We start from the raw sequence: 13,128 nt of genomic DNA, 5'->3' as shown, positions 1-13,128 counted from the left end.
GCGAGAAATAGAAAACCCACCCCCAATTATAGAATCGGGGATGGGTTTTGATTTTACAAACTTATGGCTAACAACTGTTTCTATCATTCGTAGATACCTATCCAATTGATCTCGAATCTGTTCCAGGCCGTATTGGCTTTCAGAATCTTAAACCGTATCTTAGTTGTTCGAAATGGAGCATCCAGATGGATCTGAATCGTCTCCACTACATAGTTATTATATTGATAATTCGTACAGTGCCTTTCAGCAAGCAGGAGCCACTCCCCCGCCTGCAGTCCATAGATTTCGTAATCTGTCACACCAATAGATTGCCCAAATCTCGTTTTGATCAAAATCCGGCGGACGGATTGAGGCTGCTCCCATGCAAAACTAAGATCCAGTGGGAATTCGGGAGCAGATGGACTGTAATACGGGTATTCGATATCCGGGTTGCTGAGCTGTGCAGGAGAATACTGCAGGTATAAACTTATACTTGAGGCATTAATAGAGGAGTGCTCAGCCAAATTACCGGGCTCTATCCATTCTTCAGTCCGGATCTGTTCAATGAGCTTGTTCAGCACTACAGTCTCCATAGCTCTCAGTTCAGCGATCTTATCCTTCAGATCAGGCAAACGCAGAATGCTTGCAGTCACCACGCTCTTTAAGTAGAGATTACGAACTGACAGTGCAATCGCCGTTAACCGGGCGCATTGCTCTGTCAATTCAGGTAAAAAAGGCAGGTGTCCCTGCTTCCCCATGTATTTTGTTAACGCTTCAAGCACTTGTTTATGTTCATATATAACATGAAAGGGACGAACATCGAATGTTGATTTGCCCTGCTGCAGCAGGTCCAGATGATATAGTAGCTTATCGTAGACCGCCAATCCAAAGGAACCGTTAATTTTATAGTATTCTGAAGCAATTCGCTGAGCTTCACAGAAGTTATAGCTGTCCCGGTACTGAATCAGTTTGCGCTTAATGACCCTGGGATCAAACCAGTGAAGGCGCTCACGGTAAGCAATCAGCTCAATTCCGTTCAGCCAATCATCCTGAGGGGATAACTGTTCAAATGCCAGTTCAAAAGCAGCAAATTCCAATTCCTCTAAGGAGTATCTGCCATCCTTGAAATTATCGGCCACATACAGCTTTTTCTCCTCTAAATGATACCCGTATATGAACAAATCGTGACGCCCGGAATGATTCGAAAATCCGATGTGGCTATGATTAACGAGCATGTAGACATACTTGCCGTTATTCAGGCATTCCATAACAAATTCTGCTGCAGAGTTCCACTTTCTTGTAACCCATTGGCGGTCAAGACGCTCATAATGGACGAACGGACAAGACTTCCAGAATAGCGAGGTGTGAAAAGACAACCGCATATCGAGAGGATCGGCGGGCATCTCCAGGCTTAAGAATTGATCGAGTACCCAAGGGTAGGTGCAAGCATGATTCTGAATAACCGATAAAAGATTGGAGAAGTAAGGATAGCAGGTAATCATAGGCTTGGCGACAGGGAGTGTGACTATACTCATGCTCGGCCCCTCCACTTTCTCAAGAATTAGAAAACGATTCCAATTAATTAAAAAGAGCGGCAGCCCTGGAATACCTCCCGGATACCGCCGCCTTATTCCTAATGGCCGGCCGACGAGCTTGTGATGATAGGCTTCACAAATATAGACTCGAATTCCTCAGCCAACATATCCATGAGAACGGAATCATACTTTACTCCTCCGATAATGCGGGCCTGTCTTCTTCTGCCAATCTCTTTAAACCCAACCTTTTTATAGCATTGAATAGCTCTTTCATTAAAAGCGAACGCTCCCAGCATAATGTTATTCAAGTTCAGCAAATTGAACCCGTAATCCAAAAGAAGTCTCAGTGCGTCAGAGCCAAATCCTTTTCCCCAAAATTCCTTGTTGCCGATAAAAATACCTAGCTTGGCATTCCGGTCGATTAGGTTGACGTCAAACAGCAGACAGCGTCCAATGGCAATGTCGCTCTGCAGGTCCACAATACTGAACATATGCGCTCCGGATTTGAGAGCATGCTCGATACCTTCACGCTCCTTGTCCAGAGACGTTGGAATATAAGCTTCATTTCCAAGCGGCACCGTCACCTCCAGATCATTGAACCAGCAGGTCCAGGATTCTGCATCGTCTGAAGCAACAGAGGTTAAGTAACACTTCTCTCCAATTAATTTCTTATAATACTTCATGCGCTTCTCTCCTTTTTGCACTGATATGCGGCTGCAGCGGCGAAGCCAATGCCGTCTCCAGATGTAGCGAGTAATGATCAAATAGCAGCCGAGCCATTGCCATTACCTCCGCAGCAGCTTCTTCACCATTGTCGAAATAATCCGCCAATTCCTCAATAATATCCTTCACAGCAGTCTTGCCGTTGCATGCTTTAATAAACGCCAGAAATACAGGGTCATTCCGCAATGTTTTAGTCTGAAGCTGCTGATCCCGTCGTACATACACAATCGTTTCATCCGCACTTTTTTTCCATAGATTCAATACATTGTAATCCAGGTGGGGAATGGAGGCAAGAAGTTCAAGATCATTATCTATAGGGAAAAAGCTGTATTCCCGATCCTTTTTCCACGCAGCGATTACATGATAGGACAAGCAGCCGCCATAACATAATCCGCTGCGCTTATGCTCACAATCCCTGCATTCATCGAGAATATCAATGTCTGCCAGTAGCCGGGTTCGGCGATTGAAGTAATCAGTGAGGTCTTGAATACCGGAAAAATCCTTGGTGTTCGCCTTCATAATGGAATAGAGGCTGTAGCATCTCCATGCTTCACCGCCTTGGGCAATATCCACCACTGCGCTGCAGTTAAATTTCAGACCGGGTTTAACCAGCATCAGATCGGCCAACTGCTCCTTAGTATATGCGCAGGGCGGCAACGATCCGCAGTCGGGATTGACCTCAAGTCCTAGCGCCCGGGCATCCATAATAAAGTCATAAACCACATCTGCCAACTCCCGGAAATCTTGTGAGGGATCAATCTGAAAAGCAGCAGAATCATGGATATTGGGAGCGGCGATACTGTACCTTATTCTCTTGATTCCGAAGGTGCGGGCCATCTCTAAGATATAAGAATAATCAAAAGGATACTTATAAATGGTAAAACCAATAAAGGCCGTTTCGGGGTTAACTGCTCTCAAAGCGGCATACAGTCTGTTCTTCTGCCTCTCTGTGTACATATCCGGATGCAGCACATTAAACAGATAGACAATGCGCTTCGACTTCTCGAAGGGCAGCCCGGCAATGTATTCACGAACCTTGTCAGACCACGTTCCATTCGTCAAAACATTAATATATTTTCCCCGGACCGAAAGAAGCTCCTCCAGCATCTCGGTGAATTTGGGGTGGGTTGTCGGTTCGCCTCCGCACAGATTGGTAACTAGATTATGATCAAATTTCAATATGCTGCGGAACTCATCCAACGACATATGCTGAAATTTAACCTCCTCATTGCTTTTGGTTTCTGTTGCAAAACAGAATGGACAGTTCAAATTGCAGGAATTGGTGATGATTACATTCCCCATCTATGCTACCCCCTCCAGCTTGTTTTCGATATATTCGATTAGTTTACCCGCCGTTCTGAACAGGTTATAATCGAGCTCTTCTTCACCAAATTCAAATCCGAATTCCGTTTCAAAGTCCACTACGATTCGGATGAAGTTGATCGAGTTGATACCAAGCAGCAGCAGATCGTCATCAAGCTCCAGGCTATCCCCTTCGTCGAGTTCCAGATTTCTTTTAAGAATCAACAATACCGTTTCATTTATCGTTTGCAGCATGCTGCACCTCCGGGAGGTATTTTAGTTTATTGCCTTCAGTAATTCATTGAAATCAAGGTGTTTGTGACGGATGATGGTTTGTAGAAGATGGGCCATTTGATTCAATAGCTCTTTCACAGATTTGTATGAATACTGGCTCTCGTTATAGCAGATCAACAGAGTTAGCGTACTCGCCGGGGTTACGTATATTCTCAGAGGAATATTGATTTGTGAAACGCGGCCCTCAATACTCATGCGAATGCCCTCATATTCCTTCTCCTCGAGTTCCATAGGAATATTCTGAAATACAAGTGTCCGTTCATAGATCGCCTGCTGGAGCAGATCCATCGCTACGTCAGACCACTTTGAGATTTGTTGGGTTGTAGCATACTCATAAGAACGCATCGTTAGCTGCCGGGTCTGAAACTGCTTCATCCATTCGGTACAGACTGCTGCCGGGGGGATAGTGATCCTTACCGGAACAACAGTAATGAATAGCCCTGCCATGCCTTCAATCCCTTCTAGCCCTTCAGATCTGCCGGACGTTTCCACACCAATAATGACATCGTTGTTGCCCGTTGTATGGCTTATCAGTACTCCCCAGGCTGTTTGAACCAACGTATTTAACGTCAGGCCGTTTCTTCTTGAGAAAGCGCCGGCCTCCTCCATGAACGCTTCAGGCAGCACCAGCTCCTGCGTTACGATATTGAAATCAGACATTTCTTTTCTCTTCATACCATCAGTTAGCGGTCTTACTGGAGCGAACCCGGCAAATTCCTCCTGCCAGAATTGTCTTGCCTGCTCTTGATCCTGCTGTTGAAGCCATTCAATATAGCTATGGAAAGATTTGCTTTTGTCAAGACCAATTGCACTTTGATTCATGAGAGCCTTGTAAGCTATCAGCAGCTCATTAATGATTAAATGCATACTCCAGCCGTCAATGAGCGAGTGCTGAAAAGTCCAGATAAAATGGTGGTTGAGCCTATCGGTTCTAGCCAGACATCCCCGCATTAACGGTGCCTCTGTTACCTTAAAGCCTCTGCTCCGCTCTTCTGCAATATAGGCCTGTACAGCCAATTGCTGCTCTTCGGCAGTTAAGCAGGACCAGTCGAATTGTTTGATGTCGGGAGTTGCTTGCCCGTAGACAACCTGAAGCGGTTCAGGCACCCTACGCCAGACAAAAGCTGTTCTTAATATCGGATGCCGCTTGACCATCTCCTCCCATGCCCTGCAGAACATTGCCGCATCCATTTCGCCCGTTATCTTGAACACGAGGGCAAACACATCATTACCTTTTTTATAAGCCGCAATATTCTGGGCGAGAATTAAATTCTGCATCGGTGAAAGCGGATATACCGCTTCGGCCTCAGGATAACGCTCCTTAATTCCGTTAATCACCTCGCTGCTCAAGCGCTGATCCTGTTCTATAACGAAATTGGATTGTGTTTTCTGTTCCTTCATCTCTGAATACTGCCTGGTGCTATGGGCAGTCTGTTCTTCCAGAGCAGCAATGGTAGGATAGCTCATTACTTGCTGTACCCCCACCTTGAAGCCGGCTTTATGCAGCTTGGATGCCAAACGGATCGCTTTGATAGAGTCGATGGACAATTCATAGAAGTTATCATGAATTCCAATACACCGGATTCCGGTAAGCTCCGAGAGCACCTCAGCCGACAACTGCTGAAACTCGGTAACCGGCGGCTCAAACGGCGCGCTTAACGCCGACCGATGATAATCCGAACCTAGGTCTAGCCGGGGCTTCTCCTTAGCAGCAGGCAATGAATCACAATCATTCCCGGACCTGATCCGATTCTTGAGAAGAATGACTCTGGTGTTGTACGCCTCCCGCTCAAAAGAATAGACAGGCAATGAAATCCGGTTTCCTGGTTTATCCCTGTATAGAAGCTCCCAATTCACCTCCCGGCCTTGCAGCCAAAGGATAACTATTTCTTGAAGGAAGCTATCGCCGGGCCATATGTCTGCGTCTGTATCTGAGGGATACAGCCGCCGAACATTAATCCGGGACCCGTCTGCTGTTCTCTCACACAGCAGCATGCACCGGTGTGTCCAATGCTTCCTTCCCTCCTGCAGGGTATAAGCCGCAGCATGCAGCGAAATATTCGGGTGTCCGTCCAGATAAGTCTCAAGCTGATCAACCATTCTTGAGAGTGTCTTCTCTGTTAATGCCGAGAGTGGCAGTATATACGGGCTATGTCCCGTCTCTGTACAATGGCTGTCAAAGGGGGCCTGCTCCAGTACGATATGCACGTTAGTGCCCCCAATTCCCAGTGCATTTACTCCTGCCCGCAGCGGCAGCGGCCCGCGTTCCAGCTCGGTGCATTCATCCGTGACATAGAAGGGGCTGTTAACAAAATCAATGTGCTGATTCGGACATTCGAAATGAAGCGTAGGCGGAATCCGGCTGTGCTTCAAAATCAACACGGTTTTTATAAAGCCCGCTATGCCGGAGGCAGCGTCCAAATGTCCGATATTGCTCTTAACCGAACCGATTCCGCAGAACTGTTTTGCTTTTGAATCGAAGGCTTGTGTTAAAGCCTGGATTTCCGTCGGATCGCCAAGCACCGTACCTGTACCGTGAGCCTCCACATAACAAAGACTCTCCGGCATAACTCTAGCAACCTTTAGTGCCTGCCTGACAGCAAGGGCTTGAGCCTCTACACTTGGAGCCGTATAGCCTACCTTTTTGCTACCGTCATTATTCATGGCACTGCCCTTGATTACCGCATGAATATTGTCACCGTCTGTCAATGCATCCTTTAATCGCTTAAGCACAACTACTCCAGCACCACTGCCGCCGACGGTTCCTTGTGCCTCATCGTCAAAAGACCGGCAATGTCCGTCCGGAGCCATAATCATTCCCTCGTCGTAAGTGTAGCCTTGCTTAAGCGGGGCCGTGATGGACACGCCTCCGGCCAGCATCATCCGGCACTCACCCGTCAGGATTGCTCTGCAGGCTTGATGGATAGCAGTCAGAGTAGTGGAACAAGCAGTGTTGACCACGTATGCTGGCCCCTTCAAATCCAGTTTGTAGGCCAAAAGAGTGGCCAAGAACTGAACATTGATATAAGGATAAAGCGAGTGATCAAAACGCTCATCCATATAAGCATGGGCCTCCCAATTGAAATTGGCGGAGGCTCCGACGCAAATTCCGATATTCCCGGCGTAGGAATGCGGATTATAGCCTGCATCCTCCAGCGCATGCCAAGCACATTCATGAAGAAATCGAATCTGCGGGTCCATTATGTCTGCCTCAAGCGGATTATAGCCGAAAAAATTGGAGTCGAAGTATTCCAGGCCGCTGACTACACCTCTTGCCGGAACATATCCAGGGCTGCTTAACGTTTCTTCGTCCCAGCCAGCTTGTCGCAGCTCCTCTTCGGTAAAAAAGGAGATCGACTCTTTTCCATTCACGAGATTATTCCAATATTCCTCCAGATCTGCGGCTCCCGGAAATCTTCCCGCCATGCCGATTACCGCGATCTCCAGTCCTGTATATGCATTGGATTGCGGGATATTAGGCATTGTGATCACCGGCCAAGTTATAAATGGTATCCTGCATTAATTCAATCCCTGCTTCGATGTCAGGGTCACACGCCTCCAGAGAGGAAGCTTTATTGCTTAAATACCTCGCCAGATGGCTAATTGTTGGATGAGCGAATAAATCCGCTACCGGGATATCCCGCCGGAACTCTTGCTCCAAACGGCTCTTCATTTTTAGGAGAAGCATAGAATTCCCGCCCAGCTCAAAAAATTGATCATCGGCTCCGACACTATCCAGCTGCAGAATCTCCATCCATATGGCCGCAATTTGCTCCTCTACCCCGGAGGCCGGCCGGATATATTTCGATTTCGGCTGGAGCAAATACCGATCAGGACGGGGCAGCCGTTCCTTATCCAGCTTGCCGTTGACCGTAAGCGGAATACTGTCAACCTGTAATACATAGGCAGGAACCATGTGGTCAGGCAGATGTTCAGCAGCGTAACGCCGAAGTTCAGCAGTATCGAGTTGCTGGGAAGACACTGCATAGGCAATTAATTGCTTGTCGCCATTGGCGTTGTTTAGGTCAATTACATCAACCACCGTCTCCTTAACTATAGGAAAGGAAGAGAGTACTCCTTCCACTTCGCCCGGTTCGATCCGGTATCCGCGGACTTTGAGCTGCTGATCTTCCCGCCCCAGATAGATCATTTCACCATCCGCCATCCTGGCTGTGTCACCTGTCTTATACATTTTTGTTCCGACTGCAAAAGGATTGTCTACAAACCTTTCGGCTGTAAGTTTTTGATTTCCAGTATATCCTTTGGCTAACCCGTCTCCGGCAATGTACATTTCTCCGGACACTCCTTCCGGAACGGGCTGCAGGCACTTATCCAGCAGGTATACGCTAGTATTTCCAGCAGGCTGTCCTATCGGAACGGACGCCCCTGTCATTCTGGCAGGGTCAAATAAATAGTGCATGCAGCCAACCGTTGCTTCAGTTGGACCGTACTCATTGAAGATTTCCGCCCGGCCTCCATAAAGCCGCCATATTTCATCAGCCAATGCGGCTGAAAGGCTCTCTCCACCCACAATGAACCTCTTAATGGCAGAATGGCTGTGCTTCTTACCGTGTAACAGCTTTAAATGAGAAGGAGTCAGCTTCACGGCTCCCACTTTGTCGCAGCTCATTACATCGTCAAGCAGTTGTTCGTTCCTGCCGTTAAACATGATAATTGCATTGCCGTTGATCAACGGCACAAACAACGAGGTGACGGTCAAATCAAAGGACAGGGAAGTGAACAAGGCAAAATGTAGCTGCTCCCCCCTAACATATTGTCTGGAAGCCCAGCAAGCATAGTTAGTCAAACCTCTATGACTGATTTCAACCCCTTTGGGTTGTCCGGTTGACCCGGAAGTGTAAATAATATAGGCAGTATCCTCCACACCAATAGCTATTCCTAGATCTGCACTGTCATAGCTCAGATACAGCCTATCTTTCTCAATAATGAGAATATCTTCTTCGGAAAAGGTTAGCATGAGATCTTCCTTATTCCGTATTGCTGCTTCTTGAGCCAGCAGCAATACAGCCCCGCTGTCTTGCGAAATGTATTGTTGTCTGGCTGCCGGATATTGCGGGTCGATCGGTACATAGGCCGCCCCCGCCTTCAGCACAGCCAGTATAGCAACCACAGCCCCAATAGAGCGCTCAGCAAGCAAGGCTACAACATGTCCGCCGGCTCCTTTCCGCTGAAGAAGCCGGGCCAGCCGGTTGGAGCGTTCATTCAGCTCCTTGTAAGTAATGCTGCTGTCACCGCAATGGACTGCAACAGCGTCAGGAGTACGCCCAACCTGGCCTTCTATCAGCTGGATGATACTGCTGTCCCGGGGATACACTTCAGCAGTGTGATTAAATTGAACAAGCATACGCTCCGTCTCTTCTTCAGACAACAGCTTAAGCTCCACGACGGAACAACCGGGACGTCTCAGCGCATCCGCAAGCAGGCGCTGGTAATAATCAGCGAATCTTTCCACTGTGGAAGCCTTGAATAAGGCTGTTGCGTATTCAAATTCAAAGCATAATGTCCCGTTTACCTCCGTACATTGCAAGGTCAAGTCAAACTTTGCTGTATCCCTTTGATAGCTATTAGGGGTTATGTTCAGGTTAGGAAGCCGAAGCTCCGGTATATCCGTATTTTGAACCATAAACATAGTGTCAAATAAAGGATTACGGTTTAAAGTTCTGACGGCGCCCACATGCTCAATCAGCTCCTGATACGGATAATCCTGATGCTCATAAGCCTTCAAGGTCGTTTCTCTTACTTGGCGAAGAAGCTCTTTGAAAGTAACCGCAGACGATACTTCCCCTTTGAGCGCCAAGGTATTTACGAACATCCCGATTACATTAGCAAGATCATCGTGCTTGCGGCCTGCAATAGGACTCCCGACAACAATGTTCTTCTGGCCAGTAAGTCTGTTAAGCAACATAAAATAAACAGTCAGCAGAACCATGAATATAGAGACATTCTCTGCGATTGCCAGTTTTTTCACTGAAGCTGCAATATCAACCGGAATGGTGAAGCTTAAGGTGCTGCCTGCGAACCGGTTGATCCCCGGTCTCGGATAATCCAGCGGCAGCTCCAGCACAGGGATTTCTCCCTGGAACAGATTTGTCCAATACGCTCTGTCTTTTTCAAGCTCCTGCTTGTTCAGCTCCAGCCAGTTCACATAATCTTTATAGCTTACTCTGATCTCAGGAAGGTCGCTGCCTGAATATAAAGCCATGAATTCTTCAATCAGAATTTGAAGAGATACTCCATCTGCAATGATATGGTGAAGGTTAACCACAAGCTGCACCCTGCTGCCGGTCTGCCGAATGAGCCCTGCTCTCAGCAGTGGGGCCTCGGCAAGGTCGAAGGGCTGTATGAAATCTGAGATGATGGCTTCCAGGTCTTCTTCATCACTGCCGCAGGAGAGCAGCGGCAGTGAAAAAGGAACCTCTGTATGAATACACTGTCCGTACTCCCCTTCGATAAGGTGGAAGGAGGTCCGGAAGGCTTCATGTCGCTGGATTAACCGCCGGAACACATCTTCCATATGTTCCTTGTGAACATCTCCTTCCATCGTCAGTACAGCGCTTAAATTGTACACGGTGCTGTCAGGCTGCAGCTGATGCAGAAAGTACAATCTGGCCTGGGCTGAGGACAGCGGATAATGATTCTGTTCCCTTACTCTTTCAATAGGGGTATATTCCATTTTCAGGGCGCTTTTTACGCAGTCCGCCTGTTCCTGAATCGTGAGCTTTTCAAAAAGTTCGCTGATAGACAGCTTGGCCTGCATCTGCTTATAGACTTTTGCAGTCAGTGCCGTAAGCTTTAAGGAATGACCGCCCAGCTCGAAAAAATTGGAATCCCGGCTAATCTGCTGTATGGGGATTTCCAAAATATCTGCCCAAATGGCAGCCAATGCTTGCTCGACCTGTCCCTGAGGAGGAATATGCTTAGCAGCGATCCGTTCAGTCCGCAATAAGGCTGAGGTATCCACCTTGCCGTTAGGCGTCAGTGCTATTTCATCCAGCTCAATAAAATAGGCCGGTACCATATATTCCGGCAAGCAACTGCGTAAATACGCCCGGAGCTCCGAATCTGCAGTCGTAGTTCCGGGGCGCTGCAGCACATAGTACGCATGCAAAGCCTGTTCCGGGGCGTAACTTCCGCCCGTCCCGCTTAGAACTACAGCTTGCTTAATTTCGGTATGCCGCAGTAGCGCCCTTTCAATTTCAGCCGGCTCGATCCGGTAGCCTCTGATCTTGACTTGATGATCAAGCCGGCCTGCCAGCTCAATGGTTCCGTCCGGCAGCCACCTTCCTAAATCACCTGTTTTGTACAGATTGCCTCCGCCTGGTATATAGGACTGCTCGCTGAACTTCTCGCGGGTCAAGTTCTCCTTACCGAGATAACCCCGGGAAGAGACGCCTGAACCTATCATATACAGCTCACCGTACATGCCTATCGGCTGAAGATTTCCCCGCTTGTCCACAATCAGAATGGAGGTGTTATCAATGGGTCTGCCGATTCGGACCGCCTCTTCCTCCTGTTGATTTCTGTGCACTGCGGACAATACGGAACATTCGGTCACCCCATATTCAATTGCCAGCTCCACCCCGTTTCCGATGCCTTTAACTTTGCTGACAAGTGCAGGGGAAACTTTGTCACCGGCCAGTACAATTGTCTGTAGGGTGACCAAGTCCTCCTGCCTGATGTGCTCAAGCATTGACTCAAGCAGCATAGGTACACAAATGAAATGAGTTACACCGCCCGCAACAATGGCTTCCCTTATACGGTTCATGTCCCGGTTCCCGTCCCCGCCCAGAATAATCACGCTGGCCCCGGAAATCAGAGGCGTAAAGAAGCTGGCGACAAATCCGTCAAAGGCACAAGAGAACAATTGCAAAGTAACGTCCTGAGGACCCAGATGGTAAGCCTTCTTGCGAAAAAGAAGCGTGTTGACCACATTTCTATGCTCGATCAGGGTTCCCTTTGGATTCCCCGTGGTTCCCGATGTATAGATGACATAAGCCAAATCTGCAGGTCCAGGCGCCTCCATCCCTCTACCGTGCTCCTCTATGCGTAGGTCCTTAATCACATGCGGAATTTCATTAAGGGGCAGATATTCAACCTGGGGCAAGCTCTCCATTCCTAGTAAATACCCGGCCGCTTCATCGCCCAGAACCAGCCCGACCCCGCTGTCTTCTATCATGTACAGAATTCGTTCCTTCGGATACTCCGGATCAATAGGCAAGTAGGCAGCGCCGGCCTTTCCGATTGCGAGCAAGGAGACAGCCAGCCAGCGGGATGGTGAGACCATGACCCCCACAATACTGTTCTGATTCACTCCCTTCTTAAGCAGCAGGAATGCCAGCTGGTCAGCTTGCCTGTCCAGTTCCGCATAGGTCAATTCCTCATAGCAGGAATCTGATTGCTCTGTCCCCTGTATGCGGACCGCTGTATGATCCGGAGTTTTCCGTGCCTGCTGCTCAAACAGACCCGTTATAGTCGCAGTTTCAGGGACCGGTACAGTCTCGCCTTGAAAAGTATAAAGGAGCTTTTCTTTTTCCCCGGCATCCATCACGGTTGCATCATCAATGGACATCTCAGTGTTCATCAGTACCTGACTCAGAACAGACTTGTAGGCGATGAGCATTCTGCTAATCTGGGCGGCGTCCACTTTTTCGGGGTTGTAGTTGACATTGTATTCAAGCCTGTTTCCAGTCTTCCGAAAAGTTATTCTTAACGAGCATCTATTGAACTCATCCGAGTTCGGCAGATGAATGGCTTCATAGCTGAATCCATATTGGAACACGTGTTCATTGCTGTAAAGTTTCAGCTCCTCCAGAAGCTTGCTCACAGGATAGAACTGATTTGCATAACCGTCGATTACCGTCTGCTTTACCTGCATCAGTATACTTCTGAAAGTTGCTTCCGGCCGGAGCTTGTCATGCAGCAGCACCGCCTTGTTATAATTTTGGCCGCTGTCTTTTAGAGTGGGCGACACGATTAGAATATCTTCGCTTCCCATATAGCGTACAAGCAGCGCTTTAAAAGCAGCCAGCAATAAGACATAGAGCGACAAGTCGTTACCTTTGCTCATTTTGTTCAACTTTTCACATACTTCTTCGTCCAACTGCACGATCTCATTGTGATCTCTGGAGAATGCTTCTCCAGTACGAAGGCCTGACAGCACAAACTCAGCTTCGGGGCAGCATCCATCCAGCTTCGTATGCCAATATTGTCTGGCCTCATCAAACACTTCAATGGAAGCTAATCGGTTAATAGTCATCTTCTTACTCTCCTTTTG

Annotated in this window: 6 protein-coding genes; all 6 read right to left on the bottom strand. The window is 48.0% G+C overall.

From position 1 onward, the window contains the following. Positions 1-83 precede the first annotated feature (83 nt). Positions 84-1,514: a hypothetical protein gene (locus KDC22_RS17370; protein WP_211719811.1), complete on the bottom strand. Its 1,431-nt coding sequence runs from the start codon at positions 1,512-1,514 to the stop codon at positions 84-86. A 98-nt stretch (positions 1,515-1,612) separates the two neighbouring features. Next, the gene (locus KDC22_RS17365; RefSeq protein ID WP_211719810.1) at positions 1,613-2,197 is read right to left on the bottom strand and encodes a GNAT family N-acetyltransferase; all 585 of its coding nucleotides are present in this window, start codon (positions 2,195-2,197) and stop codon (positions 1,613-1,615) included. Beyond that, positions 2,184-3,539, bottom strand: coding sequence for a radical SAM protein (locus tag KDC22_RS17360; RefSeq protein ID WP_173137193.1), 1,356 nt, complete (start codon positions 3,537-3,539; stop codon positions 2,184-2,186). The genes KDC22_RS17365 and KDC22_RS17360 overlap by 14 nt, the downstream gene beginning before the upstream one ends. Further along, positions 3,540-3,794 (bottom strand): phosphopantetheine-binding protein, encoded by a 255-nt coding sequence (locus tag KDC22_RS17355; protein ID WP_173137195.1) that lies wholly within the window; start codon positions 3,792-3,794, stop codon positions 3,540-3,542. Positions 3,795-3,815: 21 nt separating this feature from the next. Continuing rightward, a complete protein-coding gene (locus KDC22_RS17350; protein WP_246553739.1) occupies positions 3,816-7,316 on the bottom strand; it encodes a condensation domain-containing protein in 3,501 nt (1,166 codons plus the stop codon). Continuing rightward, positions 7,309-13,110 (bottom strand): non-ribosomal peptide synthetase, encoded by a 5,802-nt coding sequence (locus KDC22_RS17345; protein ID WP_211719808.1) that lies wholly within the window; start codon positions 13,108-13,110, stop codon positions 7,309-7,311. The genes KDC22_RS17350 and KDC22_RS17345 overlap by 8 nt, the downstream gene beginning before the upstream one ends. Positions 13,111-13,128: the final 18 nt, after the last annotated feature.

The sequence above is a fragment of the Paenibacillus tritici genome, from assembly GCF_018207515.1.
GTDB classification, from domain to species: domain Bacteria; phylum Bacillota; class Bacilli; order Paenibacillales; family Paenibacillaceae; genus Paenibacillus_AQ; species Paenibacillus_AQ tritici.
Note: the sequence above shows the minus strand (reverse complement) of the source record. Positions and strands in the feature narration are given on the sequence as shown.